The organism is Rhizobium leguminosarum bv. trifolii WSM2297, assembly GCF_000271845.1.
In genome coordinates this window covers 532,025-549,057 of record NZ_JH719395.1, presented here as the reverse complement: position 1 = coordinate 549,057, position 17,033 = coordinate 532,025, and the positions used below count along the sequence as shown (strand labels likewise).

The 17,033-nt window shown below is 61.7% G+C and carries 15 protein-coding genes and 1 pseudogene; 7 read left to right on the top strand and 9 right to left on the bottom strand.

What is annotated here, in order from left to right; all coding sequences use genetic code 11:
• The first annotated feature begins 97 nt into the window (after window positions 1-97).
• A complete protein-coding gene (locus RLEG4DRAFT_RS17920; protein WP_003578733.1) occupies window positions 98-400 on the top strand; it encodes a hypothetical protein in 303 nt (100 codons plus the stop codon).
• Here RLEG4DRAFT_RS17920 and RLEG4DRAFT_RS17915 read toward each other — a convergent pair.
• The 3 genes from RLEG4DRAFT_RS17915 to RLEG4DRAFT_RS17905 all read right to left on the bottom strand — a co-directional run bounded on the left by RLEG4DRAFT_RS17915 (window position 389) and on the right by RLEG4DRAFT_RS17905 (window position 5,106).
• Entirely contained in the window at window positions 389-3,148 is a 2,760-nt protein-coding gene (locus RLEG4DRAFT_RS17915; protein ID WP_003578731.1) for an EAL domain-containing protein, read from the bottom strand. The two genes, RLEG4DRAFT_RS17920 and RLEG4DRAFT_RS17915, sit on opposite strands and share 12 nt — an antisense overlap.
• Window positions 3,145-4,143: a FecR domain-containing protein gene (locus RLEG4DRAFT_RS17910; RefSeq protein ID WP_003578729.1), complete on the bottom strand. Its 999-nt coding sequence runs from the start codon at window positions 4,141-4,143 to the stop codon at window positions 3,145-3,147. Before RLEG4DRAFT_RS17910 ends, RLEG4DRAFT_RS17915 begins: the two co-directional genes overlap by 4 nt.
• A 117-nt stretch (window positions 4,144-4,260) precedes the next feature.
• Window positions 4,261-5,106 (bottom strand): class I SAM-dependent methyltransferase, encoded by an 846-nt coding sequence (locus RLEG4DRAFT_RS17905; RefSeq protein WP_003578727.1) that lies wholly within the window; start codon window positions 5,104-5,106, stop codon window positions 4,261-4,263.
• Window positions 5,107-5,268: 162 nt separating this feature from the next.
• On the opposite strand from RLEG4DRAFT_RS17905, the gene RLEG4DRAFT_RS40900 reads away from it, so the two are divergent.
• The 3 genes from RLEG4DRAFT_RS40900 (at window position 5,269) to RLEG4DRAFT_RS17890 (ending at window position 7,523) form a co-directional block, all read left to right on the top strand.
• Complete coding sequence (locus tag RLEG4DRAFT_RS40900; protein ID WP_003578725.1) at window positions 5,269-5,445, top strand: hypothetical protein; 177 nt, start codon at window positions 5,269-5,271, stop codon at window positions 5,443-5,445.
• 63 nt (window positions 5,446-5,508) lie between these two features.
• Window positions 5,509-6,897 (top strand): sensor histidine kinase, encoded by a 1,389-nt coding sequence (locus tag RLEG4DRAFT_RS17895; RefSeq protein WP_003578723.1) that lies wholly within the window; start codon window positions 5,509-5,511, stop codon window positions 6,895-6,897.
• Window positions 6,898-6,899: 2 nt separating this feature from the next.
• Window positions 6,900-7,523, top strand: a complete 624-nt coding sequence (locus RLEG4DRAFT_RS17890) for a response regulator (RefSeq protein WP_003578722.1) — start codon at window positions 6,900-6,902, stop codon at window positions 7,521-7,523.
• 33 nt (window positions 7,524-7,556) lie between these two features.
• Here RLEG4DRAFT_RS17890 and RLEG4DRAFT_RS17885 read toward each other — a convergent pair whose 3' ends face one another.
• A complete protein-coding gene (locus RLEG4DRAFT_RS17885) occupies window positions 7,557-8,081 on the bottom strand; it encodes a hypothetical protein (protein WP_003578720.1) in 525 nt (174 codons plus the stop codon).
• Between the two features lie 312 nt (window positions 8,082-8,393).
• Between RLEG4DRAFT_RS17885 and RLEG4DRAFT_RS17880 the strand changes: the two genes are divergently transcribed.
• From RLEG4DRAFT_RS17880 to RLEG4DRAFT_RS17870, 3 genes are all read left to right on the top strand, one after another.
• Window positions 8,394-8,891: a hypothetical protein gene (locus RLEG4DRAFT_RS17880; RefSeq protein WP_003578719.1), complete on the top strand. Its 498-nt coding sequence runs from the start codon at window positions 8,394-8,396 to the stop codon at window positions 8,889-8,891.
• A 28-nt stretch (window positions 8,892-8,919) separates the two neighbouring features.
• Window positions 8,920-9,714 (top strand): exodeoxyribonuclease III, encoded by a 795-nt coding sequence (gene xth / locus RLEG4DRAFT_RS17875; RefSeq protein ID WP_003578717.1) that lies wholly within the window; start codon window positions 8,920-8,922, stop codon window positions 9,712-9,714.
• Window positions 9,715-9,800: 86 nt separating this feature from the next.
• Window positions 9,801-9,983: a hypothetical protein gene (locus RLEG4DRAFT_RS17870; RefSeq protein WP_037093830.1), complete on the top strand. Its 183-nt coding sequence runs from the start codon at window positions 9,801-9,803 to the stop codon at window positions 9,981-9,983.
• Between the two features lie 20 nt (window positions 9,984-10,003).
• Here RLEG4DRAFT_RS17870 and RLEG4DRAFT_RS17865 read toward each other — a convergent pair whose 3' ends face one another.
• The 5 genes and pseudogenes from RLEG4DRAFT_RS17865 to RLEG4DRAFT_RS17845 form a co-directional block, all read right to left on the bottom strand.
• On the bottom strand, window positions 10,004-12,088 hold the full coding sequence (locus tag RLEG4DRAFT_RS17865) for an FAD-dependent oxidoreductase (RefSeq protein ID WP_003578712.1): 2,085 nt from the start codon (window positions 12,086-12,088) through the stop codon (window positions 10,004-10,006).
• Window positions 12,089-12,093: 5 nt separating this feature from the next.
• The gene (locus RLEG4DRAFT_RS17860; protein WP_003578710.1) at window positions 12,094-13,263 is read right to left on the bottom strand and encodes a Gfo/Idh/MocA family protein; all 1,170 of its coding nucleotides are present in this window, start codon (window positions 13,261-13,263) and stop codon (window positions 12,094-12,096) included.
• A gap of 12 nt (window positions 13,264-13,275) precedes the next feature.
• A complete protein-coding gene (locus RLEG4DRAFT_RS17855) occupies window positions 13,276-14,931 on the bottom strand; it encodes a GMC family oxidoreductase (RefSeq protein WP_003578708.1) in 1,656 nt (551 codons plus the stop codon).
• Between the two features lie 9 nt (window positions 14,932-14,940).
• Window positions 14,941-16,479: a GMC oxidoreductase gene (locus tag RLEG4DRAFT_RS17850; RefSeq protein WP_003578706.1), complete on the bottom strand. Its 1,539-nt coding sequence runs from the start codon at window positions 16,477-16,479 to the stop codon at window positions 14,941-14,943.
• Between the two features lie 15 nt (window positions 16,480-16,494).
• A pseudogene (locus RLEG4DRAFT_RS17845) lies at window positions 16,495-17,033 on the bottom strand (TOBE domain-containing protein); the annotation flags it as partial.

Here is a 17,033-nt window from a genome sequence, read left to right as displayed (position 1 = left end):
GGCCTTTGGTCTTAAATCCATGTCAATGTTCGTTGCCGGCGCTACGTTCAGATTGAAGGGCCTTGTCGTTCCGGGCTTAGGCAGGAGACTGAAGGAGATGGCACGATCCAACCGCAGGGAGGCAGGACGCAGGCGCCTGGCGATGCGTCTGCCGGAGATGCGGACGCTGATCATGCAAGCGCGCGACCCGTTGCAGCTCGAGCTTTTCGAGGCCTATCAGATGGCCGTCGAAGCACGTGACGCCGTTCAAAGGCGACGGGTCAGTTCGAAGCTCTTGCAAGAATATGACGAGACGTGTTTCGAGATCGAGAAACACGTCATCCGCACCATACACGAACCTTCCGTCGGAGATGCGGCTCTTCACAGCAAACCCGGCGAGCCATCGGATTTAGGCGGATAGACGTTTTTCAGCATTCCATTTGGAAAGCATGCGAGGAGCCTCGTCCGGCCTCCCGAAGAGATAGCCCTGCCCCGTCTGACATCCGAGCCGTTGCAGCACTTCGGCCTCGAGCTCGGTTTCAACGCCCTCGGCGACGACCTGCAACTTCAGGCCGTGCGCCAGCGAAATGATCGCGCGGACGATTTCCAATACGGTTGGATTTCCGTTCATTCGCCGGACAAAAGACTGGTCGATCTTGAGTTTGTCGACAGGAAGATCGGCAAGGTAGCTCATCGAAGAGTAGCCGGTGCCGAAGTCGTCCAGGGCGATCACGACCCCTGTTTCGCGAAGCGCGCGCATCTTGGCGGTCACGGGGCCGCCCTGGCGGAGGAAGGCGGATTCCGTCAGCTCGAGGCACAGCCGGGCGGAAGGAAGACCGCTGAAGGACAGGGCCTCCCTGACATCGGCCTCGATATCGGACTGCTCGAACTGAAGCGCCGAGACGTTGACGGCAACGCCGAATTCACCGGGCCAGCCGGCAGCCTCGGTGCAAGCCTCGAACAGCGTCCAGCGGCCGATATCGCAGATCAAGCCGGAGGATTCCGCGATCGGGATGAACTCGGCCGGAGATATCAAGCCGAATTCGGGATGGTTCCATCGGATCAAGGCTTCCGCACCTAAAAGGCGTCCGCTCGCAAATTCGATCTGCGGCTGGAACAGCAGGAAGAACTGCCGGTTCCGGAGAGCATCGCGCATGTCCCGCTCCAGCCGGCGTGACCGGGCTTGGCGAACCGCGGTGGAAGGATCGAAAGAGGACCATCGCCGGCCCGCCAGAGCCTTCGCCGCATCAAGCGCGGACTCGGCGGCGTTCAGGAGAGCGCCTGGGGCGGCATCATTCGAGCTGGCTAGCCCGACGTGGACCGAGATCGGAACAGCCGAGCCGCTGAGGTGCAGGGGTTCCCCGAACAGCGCCAAGAGTCCGTCTGCAAAACTGTCAATCGTACCTGCATGCGTCGCCGAGGTGGCGATGCCGAAATGGTCGCGATCCAGTCTTGCCAGCAAATCACCGGCGAATGCATTGCCGAGCCTTGCCGCCACGGCTTTCAGGAGTTCGTCACCGACGTCGCGCCCAAGCGTGGCGCAAAGCGAGGAGAAACGTTCGATATCCAGCACAGAGACGAGAGCTTCACCCTGGAAGGTTGCCAGCCGATACGCGAACTCCCGACGATTGAGTAGTCCGGTCAGTTCGTCCAGCTCGGACAGCGTCTTCAACCGCTCTTCATAATCATATCGCGCGGTGATGTCCCGTATGATGAGGCAACCGGCAAATCGTGACCGCGCCGTGGCTAGATGCGCATCCGGCTGTTCAATTGGCGAAATCGTGACGGAGGCCTCGTAATATCCAGCCTGCGCGGCGAAATCGACAAGGGCCGTGTGCACCTTGCCCGGTTCGGCCTCGTGCTCCGAGACCAGCCTGCGCACGATGTCGATAACCGCGGCGTCCGTGCTGCCGAGAAGCGAAGCGCCGATCTCGGCTCGCAGCACCGCCTTTGCGGATTCGCTCGCCTCGACGATCTTCAGATTGCTGTCGAATGCAACGACACCGTCCGAACTGTCGGCGATGATCCTTCTCATCAGCCGTCGGGTGTTTCGAGCCTCGGTATTGGCGATGGCGACCAGCATACGCCCGAGATCGACTCGTTCGTTCAGAGCGAGCATCCACGCAAGCAGCAGCGTCAACCACGGCACCGCCGTTCCGACAAGGATCGCGTACCGCCACTGCAGCAGGAATGCGCCGATCTCGCCGACGGCAACGATGGTCAGTGCGACCGCCATCATCGTGACCAGGCGGGTTGAACGGCTGCAGACGACGCCGACGATCAGCAAGGCCGCAAACAAGAGTTCCAACGGAATCTCATCGACCATTCTGAGGAAACGGTTCTGGAGCAACGTCTCCGACGCCAGCACGTGAATGAGCGGGCCGGCGATTGCGCCGTAGACGGGAACGGCGAAAATGTCTTTCAGCTCGGCTGCCGATGCTCCCACCACGACCGAGCGGTCTCTGATTGCTTCGGCCGGCACGGTCCCGTTCAGCACGTCCGACAAGGAGAATGTCGGAACGGTGTCGGGTCTTATCGAATAGTCGATCAGCAGAGAGCCGGAACTGCCGTCGATCCTGCCAAGGGCTGCTGCGGCGGATTGGGTGGGGTTGCCATCGAGCTGGCTTCCCAGATCGAAACGGCGGACGATCCCGTCTGCATCCATCGCGACATTGGCGAATGCAGGCCAGGCATTCTGAAGGAGCTGCGGGATTGGTCTCGTCACGGCGGTCTCAGACGATGACGCCATCTCCCGCTGCCGGAACACCGGCAAAAGAACCCCTCCTCCGGATCTCGCCAGCGCCGCTGCAAGAAGCTCGTCCTCCTCAGTGCTGGAGAATGCGCTGAAGTCGACGTCGAGGAAGACGTCCTTGACGCCTGAGGCGACCAGCTTGTCGAGCAGTGTCGCGTAGATGCGCCGCGGCCAGGGCCATGTCCCAACGGCGTCGAGAGAGTGCTTGTCGATCGCAACGAAGACGACGTTGCCGGTGGCGGCGCGAGGCGCCCATTGGAAGCGCTTGGCAAAAAGGCTGTTGTTGATTCCCCGGATGATGCCGACGCTGGATCCCGCCGCCGGCAGCGCCAGCATCACGGCGATCAGCAGAAGACGAACCGTGATCGTGCCGATGCCGTTGGAGAGATAGTCCCCAGCCGCCTTGCTATCTCTCACTTGTCCTTGCCTTTACCGTTTCCGCCGGAATTGCCGTTACCATTGCCGCCGCTGTTGTTGTCGCCCTTGCCGCTGTTCCCATTGCCATTGCCGCCGGAATTGCCGTTGCCATTCCCATTGTTACCGCTGTCACCGGAATTGCCGCTGCTGCCGTTTCCTCCGGAATTCCCATTGCCGCCGCTGTTGCCGTTTCCGTTGCCACCGGAGTGGCCGTTGCCATTCCCATTGTTACCGCTGTCATTGGAATTGCTGTTGCTGCTGCTGGATTTGCCGTTGCTCTTGCCATTGCCGCTGTCGTCGGCGTCGCTGGCGCTGGAACTGCTGTTCTTGCTCGTTGCCGAAGAGCTGCTCTTGGCCTCGGAGGTAGCGCCGGCGAGTTTCGTGGTGCCGACGGCCGGAATCTGGGCGAGCGACGGTGCGACCGAGGTGATTTCGGGCTTTGATAACCGGCCCGCCACCGTCATGCCGGCCTGCTTGTCGACGGTCGCGCTCTGACCCGGCGCCACATTCGACCGCTGGCCGCTGGCAAAGGAGGTGACCTGGACCAGGCCGCGATCCACCGAGACGGAGGCTTTCGCCTTACCGACGGTCACGTGAAAGATCGTTCCTTTAACGACCGCCGCGAGATAGGGCGTCTGTACTGTTGTATGCGGCTGGCTTCGCTTCTCGATTTCAAGGTCCAGCGCACCGACCTGCTGGTAGATCTGCGTTTTCATGGCAGCGGATTCGTTGGTGCTGATGGCGGCAAGCGTGTTTGGCTGGAAGGTGACGCTCTCCACCCCTCTGGAAAGCTGAACTCGCCCCCGCGGACCAGTCGAGACCCATGCCCGGTTGGGGACCACCTCGCCGGCGCGCAGGTCCAGCCAATTCGTCCTGTCGACGGTATACTTCACCTGATCCGTCGCCTTGACGACCTGCCAGTCGTCGGCAGCTGCAAAGGCGGCGACCGACAGCCAGATCAGTGCTGCGGTCAGAATTCGAAATATTGTCGACATCAATGCTATCCCTCGGCCTTGGGACGAGTGAAGCATGTTCCAATTAAGAATGATTATAAAACGCCGCGGTGATTGTAGGAATTGTGTGATTAATGCGCCGGCCTGGGCCGAAGGCAATTACGCAGCGTGGCCGGTGACGACCAGCGCGCTCATACTGCCGCTGGGACAAGCTCCTTGCCGCGCTTCCACTCGCTCCGCCACCTCGTCGACGATCTCGGACATGCGTTCCGGCGCCCGCCATTCGATCTCCCCCCGCAGTGGCGTGCCCTGGCAGAAGGCGCGTGCCACGTCGTGCGCGCCGCTCGCGACGGAGGTCAATTCGAGCCGGTCGCAGGTCACTGCCTCAAACCCTGCCGACGACATCTGCGCCTTGATCGGGCCGGGGTCGAAGTAGGAGTATGGCAGGCGTCTGAGAAAATCCGGGGGATCGGAGGGGAAGATGCCCGCCAGACATTCGTCCACACATCTTGCGAAGTCGTTGGCCGCAAGTGAATCCCACGTCGAGAACAGAAAGCGGCCTTTGCCGCGCAATACTCTTCCAGCCTCGCTATAGGCCTTCACCTTATCCGGAAAAAACATTGCGCCGAACTGGCAGATGACGAGATCGAACATTTCGGGGGCGAATGGGAGATTTTGGGCATCGGCGTGCATCCAGTGTGTCCGCGACAGCGTGACCGACGGCGCGCCGATGTCGATCATCGCCTGGCTGAGGTCGGTGGCAACGATCTCCGTTGGCGGATCAAGCGTCGCACGCAGCGCTCGTGTCAAGGCGCCCGTCCCTGCCGCAACCTCGAGAACGCTGCCTGGTTTCGACTGGTCGGCAAGAATTGCCATCTCCGCCGCATAGGGCTCAAAGAGGATCGGCACGAGAAGGGTCTGGTAAAGGTCGGCGACACCCTCCTCGAATGGAGGCGGGGCAAATGCGCTGTGGGCGCTGTCTTCGATATCGGCAGAAATTGTCACTCGCAAATCTCCAAACCCTCGAGCCATTCAGTCCTGAAATATGACTGAATCTGCTGAGGTCCACGGGGCTCGGACCTAGGTCCCAGGCCCATCAGACCGAAGTCCCGGCGGTGGAACGCGCGCCCTATCGCGTCGTTTCGAAGGGGTGAAGGAGATCCTGATATGGCCCAGACTAACAGATCCCGTGTCAATGACGCCTGCAACCTGTCCGTCGTCGCCCTTGTCGTCGTTCTGGCTGCCCTTCTCTACGTTTTCGGTGCAGCCATGTCAGGCGATACGCTCCAATTGACGAAAAGCATAAGAGGCGCCGAAATCTTCGATACCAGGGATCTGCCCTGATGCTGTCTGGAAAAATTTCGAGGAAGCGATAGGTTAGGCGGCAAAGCTCTTACCGGTATCACAATGAATTGGCTTCGCCGCTGGAATGCCCGCTCACTCGCCTCCCAGTTCTTCGTCGCGGGTGGATTGATCTCGATTGCCGCCATGTTCCTGGTGGGCATTCTCGTTACCCATCTCATAGAAGAGGCGGTCATCCACAATTCCGGTGCTGCGACGGCGCTCTATGTCGATAGCGTGGTCGCGCCGCTGCTTCCAGATATGCAGACGGCATCATTCCTCGACGAAGGCAGCGCTCAGGCTCTGGACGAAACGCTCGGCCAGGGCGCGCTCGGCAGGCGGCTTGTCTCGTTCAGGCTGTGGCGAAGCGACGGCACCATCCTCTACTCGAACGAAAAGGGGCTGGTCGGCAAGACGTTTGCGGTCAACGACAAGCTTCGAAAAGCCTTCGCAGGGTCTCTCGTTGCGCGCTACGAAATCGCCGACGATCCTGAAAGCGACAAAGAGCGCGCCCTCGGCAAGCCGCTGATGGAAATCTACAATCCTGTGCTCCAGCCATGGTCCGGACAGGCGGTCGCCGTCATCGAATTCTACGAGACGGCAGAAGGATTGAGCGACAGTCTGGCGCATGCCAGGCTCCGGAGCTGGGCCGCGGTCGCCGCTCTCACAGCAATCTTTTTCCTTATTCTCGCCGTCCTGGTGTTTCGGGTCAGCCGTACGATCGAAGCGCAACGGAAGGATCTCAAAGAACGGGTCAGCGACCTGTCTGCGCTGCTGGCGGAAAACCGCGGGCTGCAGCGGCGGCTTCAGCGCGCCTCCCAGCGCGTGGCGGCGCTGAACGAAACATATCTGCGCAGCATCGGCGCCGATCTGCACGACGGCCCGGCCCAGCACATTGCCTATGCCTCACTGCGGCTGGACAGCGATCTATTGGTCAATGCGTCGACCCCGCCCGAAGCGCGCGAAAAGGAACTTGCGTGGATACGCTCGAGCCTTGCCGAGGCGATGACCGAGATCCGTAGTATCTGCAGCGGACTGGTACTCCCCCAGATCGAGAAATCCTCGATCACCGAGATCGTAACCCGGGTGGTCGAAGCGCATCAGCGCAAAACCGAAACCCGTGTCGAAACAATTATCGACGATGATGGACCCGAACCCGCGCCTGCCGTAAAGATCTGTATTTATCGCTTCGTTCAGGAAGCCTTGAACAATGCCTATCGCCACGGCGGCGGTATTCAGCAGTCGGTAAAAGCCGTCTCGCACAATGGTCATGTTGATGTCGAGGTCAGCGACCGCGGCGATGGCTTCGACCCGATGGAGGTGAGGCCGGCGAGCCTCGGCCTGGTCGGACTTCGCGAACGGATCGACAGCTTGGGAGGTTCCTTCGACGTCAAGACCGGCGAAGGAGGAACAACGGTGACCATGACATTCGAGCCTATGGAAGTGGGAGATTAGAAATGACATCCATCACCATCGGCGTCGTGGACGATCATCCGCTTTTTCGCGAAGGCGTAACCCGCAGCCTGTCGGAAATCACAGGCTTTTCCGTCGTTGGCGAAGGCGCCAGCAGCGATGATGCGGCAATGATCGCGTCGACCAACCGTCCCGACATCATGCTCCTCGATGTGTCGATGCCCGGCGGTGGACTGTCGGCGATCAGTGACGTGCTGACGCTGAGCCCGGCAACCAAAGTGCTGATGTTGACGGTGTCCGAGGAGGTGGACACGCTGATGGCAGCCCTGCAACGGGGCGCAATGGGCTATGTTCTCAAAGGTGTCGGCTCGCGTGGTCTCGCCGAAGCCATCCAGACGGTGCTGAGCGGATCACGGTATATCTCGCCGACGATGTCGACGAAGGTCATGGAGAATTCCTTGAATGGCGGCGCGCCCGACAAGAACAGTCTGACGCCTCGGGAACGCGAAGTAATGGATCTGGTCGCTCAGGGCTTGTCAAACAAGCATATCGGCTTGCGTCTCAGCCTGCAGGAAAAGACGGTGAAGCATCATATGACACAGATTCTGAGCAAACTCGGCGTCTCGAACAGGACTGAAGCGGCTCTCCAATGGCGCGAACAGCGCTAGACCAGGAATTGACCGCATCACGCTTTGCGGCCTTTAGCGAAGGTAGCGGCCTAGCCGGCGGGCATCGTTTGCCGTCGCTTGCCGGCTTATGATCGTCCGGCCCTTTCCGTCCTTCATCACGTAGCGGCCACGCCGCAGGGTTTCGGTAATGCCGTTCGCGTGGCGGACGTCGATCGATCCATCGGACGCTTCGGTCGCTCTTGCCGCCGATCCTTGTGAGGCCCCAGTAGCAGAGGAAGAGGACCCGCCACTATTGCCGGAACTTCCACCGCCGCCATTCCCCGAACCGCCGTTTCCATTGCCGCCACTATTACCGTTGCCGCTCCCTCCCCCGTTGCCGTTACCGCCGCCGTTGCCATTTCCTCCGCCGTTGCCGTTTCCATTACCGTTGCCGCCGCCGTTGCCATTCCCGTTATTGCCGTCTTTGGCCTGGGCGCGTTCTATCGCCAGAACAGGAAGGGAGCCGTCGAGATTGAATGTGGCCGGCGACGAGGCAGCGACGAGGGCAACAGCCGCGCTGCCGCCCAATCTCAGGAAATCCCGTTTCGAGAGTATCATGTCATCGCCTCGTCCACTCTACGCCGTCTCTTACGCATTATCCGATGCGCGGCAATTTTCGCCGTTCCGGCGACCAAATGCAACCGGACCTAGGTACCAGATCAGGCAGGACTTTGGTCCCGCCCGCCGGGTTGCCGAGGCGATGAGCGAGGAAATATCCGAAAGATTGTCGCCTGCACCTTATTGCGCGGCGAGCCATTGGCGATATTCGCCTCCTCGTCAATACATCGCCCCACTAGGACGATGCATTTTTCTGGAACTTCTTTCCTCGTCGCCGATTTTGATTGTCGAAGAGCAACAGAGGAAACCCCGATGGTAGACCCGAACGAATCCCCCGCAGTCCAGTCGCTGCGAAAAGAGCAGGCAGAGCAACAAAGGAAGGCTCGAAAGGGTGAGCTCGACAGAGGTATCGAGGGCACCTTCCCGGCCTCCGACCCAGTGTCGGCCACCCACACCTCGATTCCGGCTGGCCGCAGCGATATCGAGGCGGCTGAGCGCGTCAAGCGGGAGCCTGATCCCACCAGGCTCGACGAGACGTTTCCTCTCGTCGACCGAGCCCTGCACGCGACCGGCGAAACCGGCGGCTCCTCGGCAGGCTTCGACGGCGATCGCGGCGAACGGCGCGCGCTTCAGAAAGAAGCCGGCCGAGTGGCGGAATCCGCTTCGGAACTCGCTTCCGGAACGGCCCGCCTGGCAAAGGCGGAAGCGCGCAGCTTGGTCCAGGACCTCGAGGATCGCATACGCCGGCAGCCGCTGACCGCGGTCGCGATCGTCGCCAGCATCGCCTTCGTCTTCGGCGCGACGCGTTGAGCAGCCGGCCTGGTCGTCCGAGAGCCCCGTGAAAATCGCGACCTATAACGTCAACGGGATCAATGGACGGCTGGCCATCCTGTTGCGCTGGCTGAAGGAGGACGCCCCCGATGTGGTCTGCCTCCAGGAACTGAAGACCGACGATGCCGGGTTTCCGCGAAAGGAGATCGAACGGGCCGGCTACGGCGCCGTCTGGCACGGACAGAAATCCTGGAACGGCGTTGCCATCCTGGCGAGGGGCAAGACACCGATCCTGACGCGGCGCGGTCTTCCCGGCGATCCCGACGACACCCACAGCCGCTATATCGAGGCTGTCATCGACGGCATGGTGATCGGATGCCTGTATCTGCCGAACGGCAATCCATTCCCCAGCGCCAAGTTCGACTACAAGCTCCGCTGGTTCCGTCGCTTGCACGACTACGCCGCCGAACTGCTCGAACTGGATGTGCCGGCGATCCTGGCCGGTGACTTCAACGTCATGCCGACGGAGATCGATGTCTACAAGCCGGAGCGCTGGCTGGACGACGCGCTTTTCAGGCCGGAGGTTCGCAAGGCCTATGCCGATCTCGTCGGCCAGGGCTGGACCGACGCCGTCAGGCATCTGCATCCGGGAGAGCGTATCTACACCTTCTGGAAATACTGGCGCAACAGCTTCGAGCGCGACGCCGGGCTGCGGATCGACCACTTCCTGCTCAGTCCCGCCGTCGCGCCATGGCTTCGATCGGCGACCGTCCGAAGAAAACCGCGAGGCTGGGAGCATACGAGCGATCACGCGCCCGTCATGATCGAACTCGACATTCCCGAAGTTCGGACCGGGGTATGAGCCGCGATGCCCAGGCGCCGCGCCCATAGGAACGAGGGAACCTCGTCATATCGCCGGGAGTTTCCTTGCAAAGGGAAGTGACCGTTATGAACGAGAGCAAGAATTATCTGAACACCGACGAAATCCAGGCGGATGACCAGTTGTCGCCGAAGCCTGTCGAAGGCAAGGATCCACCGAGGCGGGTGCGCAGAAGCGAGGAAGCTATCGCCGAGGGCTCCGACGATACAGAGCGCGTCCGGGTTCCGCCCCCAGTTTCGAATCCCGATTGACTGCTCGCCGCGGGGCGGTCTCAGATATCCGCGTCGAGATCATAGATGCGGCCTGTCAGCCAGGCCGGCCAATCCCGCTCGAAGAAGGATCTGGCGCTCTCATCGAAAGTGCGGTTTGCACGCGTCGACAGCCTGACTTCATCGCCGTCGAGCCGCACGACGATCTGTTCGTTCCGATCGGCTTCGCGTTCCCTGCGAAAGCGATATTCCTCTAATGGGCCTGCGCTCGCCTGTGGAAGGGATTCGCCCTCAGCGTCGCAGATCGCCCGTGCTCCACGGCTGCCGCCGCCGTTGCGAATGAAGAAGTCGAGCGCGCTGAGAACCGCTTCCGAGGCGAGCGCCATGTGTCGCCATTGCACGCCGCGGACCGCCTCGGCTGCACGCCCGTAGGCGACGCCATGAGCGCGAATGTCGGCATTCAACTTTCGCGCCTCGATCAAGGCCCGGGCGACGCTCTGCTGATCGCAGATGATGCCGGCCTTCTCACTCATTCGCGCCTGCACGTCTGGGCGGATCGATTTGACCGTAAAGGGGCTCCCGGTGCGAAGAACCGCGAGGAGTTCTGTGATGCCGGCCTCTGCGACACCTGACATATCGCCCGTGGCGGCACGCTTCGCCCTGCCACTCGCGCTGATGTGCTCGGCCGCCCGGGTCCCGAAGACCTGGCCGGCATTGAGTGCTGCTCCACCGGGCCTCGTCACGCCGTGTGTGCCGGCTGCTTCTCCAACAGCGTAACAGCCGGTGAGATTGCTGCGGCCCCAGGTGTCGACCATCACGCCGCCGTTCATGTGCTGATTGTTGACGGCGAATTCTAGCGGTTCAACGGCAATGTCGATCTTGTAGCGGCGGTAGAGTTCGATCGCGAGCGGGTTCATGTGTTTCAACCGATCGATCGGCATGTCGTGGTCGGCGCCGGCCTTGCCGAGATAGAGGCGGACGTCTTCGTCAAGCCTCTGCAAGCTGAACGGCAGGTCGCCCGGCACCGGCAGCGGATTGCGGTTGAAGTCCATGAAGACACGCCGCCCCGCGGCGGTTTCGCATGTGATGGCGAGGTCCACCAGGCTCGAGCCGAAATCCAGCATGCGCGTTGCATGAAATGGCCACTGATAACCCTTGCGGAAGACGTTCGACGCCATCTCCTGCGTCGTGCGGTAATATTGCGCCAGGAAATGGTGTTCGGCGCCGTCGGCATCGACCGAGTAGATATGCGGGATCGCCTGGACGTAGGTGCCCGACAGATTCCACGGGAACCCTTCCCTGCGCGTTCCGATGCCGAACTGGCTTTCTGTCAGGTTGACGAGTTCGACACCTGCCTCGAGCGCCAATCCGAGGGAGCCGAAACAGCCATTGGGATAGACGCTGTCGCGATAGAGCTCGCCCGGTCCGCCGGCCGCAAGCACGATGACGTCAGCGACGAACAAGGCAATGCCCAGCGGGTTCTCTTCCGTACGGTCGCCAGCGCGCATGGCGAGCATGCCGGCGACGTGACGGTCCGCTCCCTCGCCTTCGGTGAGGATCTTGACCGCGGTGGTCTGGTTGTAGAACGGCACCCCCAGTCGGATCGCTTCCTCGGCTAGTACCTTGACCATCAGGCGCGAGGTGCGCGGGCCGCAGCTGGTGGCGCGGCCGACCTCGTCATGATCGGTCTGGTATCTCAGCGTTCCCCCCAGCGGATCCTGAGGCAGCGGCAGGCCGAGGAACTGCAGCGACGCCATCATTCGGGACGAACCGACCGCCTCGACATAGGCGGTGTCCTCGTTCATCGCGCCGCCGCTGCGGATGGCGCGGGCCATCGCCTTGTAATTGTCGCCCTGATCGGCAGTGTTTGCTGTGTGCAGGGTCTGCTTGTCGGATCCCGAGCAGGCCGAGGTTCCACCCCAGGCGCTTTGGCTGACGATGACGACGTCGTCGCCGCGCCGCTTCATTTCCACCGCCGCACGCAGACCTGCGGCACCCGATCCGACGACGACACAGCCGGCGCGATAGACCGGCACTTCGATGCCGGCGAGCCGGATCGCTTCCGATGCGACGGCCTCGGGGGGAAGCTTGGGCATATCGACATCGGTCAGCGCGTCGAGAATTTCCTGCGGAACAGCTTTGACCATCTCGTTCAACCCAGCGGGATGTCGACCCAGCGCTTCTGCCGGGAGGACTCCATGCATGCGTCGACGATCTGGCAGATGTGGTGGCCCGTATCGAAGGTCGGCCACATCGGTTTCATTGCAACGATCGAGCGGATCACCTCGGCCACCTCGATGATCTTGCTTTCATTATAGCCGATGCCGAAATTCGGCAGCGGAAGGAAAGCCCTGAAGGTGGGATTTTCCGGCCCTACGTCGATCTCCCGGAAGCCGCGCCGTCCCGTCCGGTCGTCGTTGGAATAGAAGCGCAGCCGGTTTATCTCGTCATAGCTATAAGCGATACTGCCCTTGGTTCCGTAGACTTCGTAGGTCTGCATGAACTTGCGGCCAGTTGCGACACGGCTGAAATCGACGATGCCGCCGGCGCCGTTGGCAAAGCGGCAAAGCAGGTTCGTGGCGTCGGGGTTGGTGATATCGGCCCATTCCTCGTTGCCTGTCAGTTTCACCTCTTCGCCATAGGCAAGGCCTTCGACGACGGGCCGGCGCGGCGTGACGATGAGATTGTCGGCGATCAGGGAACTGACGCGGCCGACCAGGAAATCCATGAAGCTGAAAATGTGCGAGCCGGTATCACCGACGATCCCGGTCGGCGCCAGCTTGCCGTCGGCGCGCCACATGAACGGCGCGTTCGGATCGCCATACATGTCGACATGCTGGCAGCCGCGAAACAGCTTAATCTCGCCGATTTCGCCGGAATCTATGATGTCTTTCGCCAGATCATGGACGGGATTGCGGGGAAAGGCGTGTCCGACACGAGTGATGACACCCTTCTCTCTGGCGATCTCGGCCAGTTCCCGCGCTTCATCGGCGGTGTTGGCTAATGGCTTCTCGCAGTAGACATGTTTGCCGGCCAGCAAGGCTGCCTTGGCCACCGGATAGTGAAGGTGGTCAGGCAGGCAGATATCGATCAGATCGACCTCGGGATCGGCCACCGCCAGCTTCCAGTCCTGATAGATCCTGGCGCCCGGCGCCCTGTTGCTGATATCCTCGGCTTGGTCAGGGTTGCTATCGACAAGCGCCACGATCCGCGCCGTTCCGTCCGACACGCCGAAGAAATGCGGAAAGGTCTGATAGGCCATGGTGTGGACCTTGCCCATCCAGCCCGAGGCACCAAGCACTGCAACTCTCACTTCAGACATTGTCGTTACTCCCTAGCGGATTTCGGCGCGGGCCCGAGGCCTGGTATCGTTGCGTTCATAGGCGAAGATTGCCGACGGCAGCGCAGGCAGACCCCGAATGAGGTCCGATCCTTTTTCGCCGACCATGATCGTCGGAGCGTTGGTATTGCAGGACGGCACACGCGGCATGACCGAGGAATCGCAGACCCTGAGGCCCTCGAGGCCATGGACCTTGAGATCCAGCCCGACAACCGCCTCAGTCCCCGTTCCCATCTTGCAGGTGCCCACAGGATGATGGTCGGTCTTGGCATTGGCGCAACCATAGTCGAACAGCTGCTCGTCGCTCATGACCTTCGGTCCCGGAAGCCTTTCGGCCATCACATAGGGTTTCAGCGCCGCCTGCTGCATGATCTCTCGGGCGATCTTCAGCCCCTCCAGGGACATCGTCCGGTCGTGCGGATCGGACCAGTAATTGGGGTCGATCAAGGGCGCAGCAACCGGGTCGGACGATGACAGCCGCACTGTTCCCCGCGAGCGCGGATGCAGATAGGCGGAGTTGAGCGTCACGCCCGCATTCTTGAGCCGCTCGACGCCGGCTTCGATGCCCGATCCGAGCCCAAGATGGAACTGGATATCGGGAGACCGCGCATCGGGATCGGCGTACCAGAAACCGCCGGTCTCAAACAGCGAGGAGGCAACCGGCCCGGTGCGGAACAGAACATATTGAATGCCGGCCCAAAGCGTGCGGTGGAGTTTTGCAACGCCATCATAGGTGTGATCGCCGGTGCATTCGGCGATGACAAAAAGATCCAGGTGATCCTGCAGATTGCCGCCGACACCGGGCAGATCGTGGTGCACCTTGACGCCCACCGATTTGAGATGATCGGCCGGCCCGATGCCGGACTGCAGAAGAAGCTTCGGCGATCCGATCGCGCCCGACGAAACCAGGACTTCACGTTCGGCGCGGACGATCTCCACGCCGCGCGCCGTGGCGATCTGGACGCCGACGGCACGGCTTCCTTCCAGCACGATGCGAGCGACACGCGCGCCGGTCCGCACCGTCAGATTCTTCCGGTCCCTGATCGCCGAGAGATAGGCGAGCGACGCCGAAGACCGGCGGCGATTGCGTTGCGTCAGCTGATAAAATCCAACGCCCGCCTGCTGGCGACCATTGAAATCGTGATTATAGGGAATGCCGAGTTCCTGGCCTGCGCGGATATAAGCGTCACAGATCGGCAACGGTGCCGCCGGCATCGAGACACCCAGCGGGCCGCCATAGGCGTGGTAGTCGTCGGCGAAGCGCTGGTTGTCCTCCGCACGTTTGAAATAGGGAAGGATCGAGCGGTAGTCCCAGCCCTCGCAGCCGTCTTCATTGGCCCAGAGGTCATAATCAACGGCATTGCCGCGCGTATAAAGCTGGGCGTTGATGGACGAGCCGCCACCGATGACCTTCGCCTGGGTATAACGGAGCACCCGGCCCTTCATGTGCTTCTGGGGAACGGTTTCCCATCCCCAGCTGGCCACGCCCTTGGTCATCTTGGCGAAGCCGGCCGGCATGTGAAAGAGAGGATTCCAGTCGCCGCCGCCTGCTTCGAGCAGGAGGACGCTGACATCAGGATCTTCGCTCAGCCGGTTTGCAAGAACACATCCCGCGGGACCGGCGCCTGTGATGATATAGTCGAAGCCCATTTTACCGTCCTATTTGTGCCCGGCCGACGCCAGTGGATCTGCTGATGCCTGCAAGTCCTTCGATGCGATGTGATCGGCAACCCTGAGCGCCTGGCCGGCGACGGTGAGCGCGGGATTGACCGCGGCCGATGTCGGCAGGAAACCGGCGTCGACGACGAAGAGATTTTCGTGATCATAGGAACGGCAGTAGGGATCCAGCGGCGCCGTCGCGGGGTCGTTTCCGATGCGGACCGTTCCGCACTGATGCGAGGGCGTGCGCTTGTCGAAGGGCCGCGACAGCACGATTGGAAATCCGATCGACTTCAGGATCGCCTTCAGCCTGGCGACGAGCGCCAGATGCGCGTCCCAGTTGGTTCGTTGCCATTGGAGAATGATCCGATCGCCATCGACCATGACGCGGCTTTCGGGATTGGGAACGTCCTCGCTCATCGCATAGAAGTCGATCGCATGGTTGGTGACGAAACGCAGCAGCCATTCCGGCGCCTGCGGCAGCGAACCCTTGAGAACCTTTTCGGAGATGCGGCCGAGCAGTTGGACGTTGCCGAGCGGCGGTCCTCCCTCCCCGTCAGAGAGATAGAAGTCGTTGAAGGCAAACGTCTTCTGGTAGATAGCGGTGTTCCTGAATAGTGGCGAAACGCCGATGACGGCGGAGGCATTGTGGTTCATGAAGTTGCGGCCCACCTGGTCGGAGAAATTCGCCAGCCCTCTTGGGAAACGCTCGTTCCTAGAACGCAGCAGCAGCACCGACGACTGGACCGCGCCAGCCGAAAGGATGACAATCTCAGGCGAAACCGTCAGCGTCTGCCCATTCTGGACATAGGTGACCCGGCCGATCCGGCTCCCCGCCCCGGTGTCGAGCCGCGTCACCCGCGCATTGGTTTCGAGCCGCACGTTTTCATGTTTCAGCGCCATAGCAAGGGCGGCGGTCTCGGCGTCCATCTTGCCGTCGCGTGCGTTCGGATGCGCATCCCATGGCGTTGGTGCCTTGGAGAGCCAGGCGTCGAGGTCGAGGCCGAGCGGCAACGAAGACGGATGCAGGCCCTTTTCCTTGAGGCGCGCCCGGATGTCGGCGATCGGCGCCTCGTCGGGCACGGGCGGGTACGGGTAGCCAGCCGAATGGAATGGTTCGGTGGGATCTTCGCCCAGGCTGCCGTGAACCTGGTACATCTGCTCCGCCTTTGAGTACCACGGCTCCAGCTCCTCATAAGGAAACGGCCAGGCCGGCGACACGCCTTCACGATGCTGGATGACGTCGAAATCCTCCTTGCGGTAGCGTGACAAGACGGCGCCGTAGAACTTCGAATTGCCGCCGACATTGTAATAATTGCCGGGATTGAACCCCTTGCCGTCCGCCTCGTACCAGATTTCCCTCGGGCGAAAATGCCCCCGCTGGAAGATGGCGCGCTGGTCGCGATTGACGGGAAGGTCGGCGATATGATCGCCGGCTTCGAGGATCAAGATCTCAGCGCCGGTCGCTGCCAGGCCGGCCGCGACGGTGGAGCCGCCGACGCCCGAGCCGATGATGACGATGTCTGGTGAACGGCTCATATCAGCACCTGGCCGTCACACGATCCGCACTTGGCTCTGCGGATCGAAGAACACGGCCTTGTCGAGATTGAAGGCAAGGCGTGTGCTTTGTCCGGGAGCAATGCCGGCATCGGCGCGCAGGCGGGCGACGACGGATTTGCCGCCGAGCTTGGTGACGGCGAAGGTATCGGAGCCGGCCGGTTCGACCACCTCGATCAGGCAGTCGCCTTCGGTCAGCGAACGCGCCTTGCGGTCGGCGCCGTCGGGATCAGTCAGCGCCTCGGGGCGGATGCCGAAGATCACCTGCTTGCCGGCATAGGAGGACAGGCCGTGATTGCCTGAGACCACCGGCAGCCGGAGCGGCGCGGCATTGGCCCGCTCCAGCGAGACCTCCAGCCCGCTGGTGCCGGTCTCGACGGTGGCGTTGAGCAGGTTCATTGCCGGCGATCCCATGAAGTCGGCAACGAAGAGATTGGCCGGGCTGTTATAGATCTCGGCCGGGGTGCCGAACTGCTGCAGCACCCCGTCTTTCAGCACGGCGATCTTGGTCGCCAGCGTCATCGCCTCGATCTGGT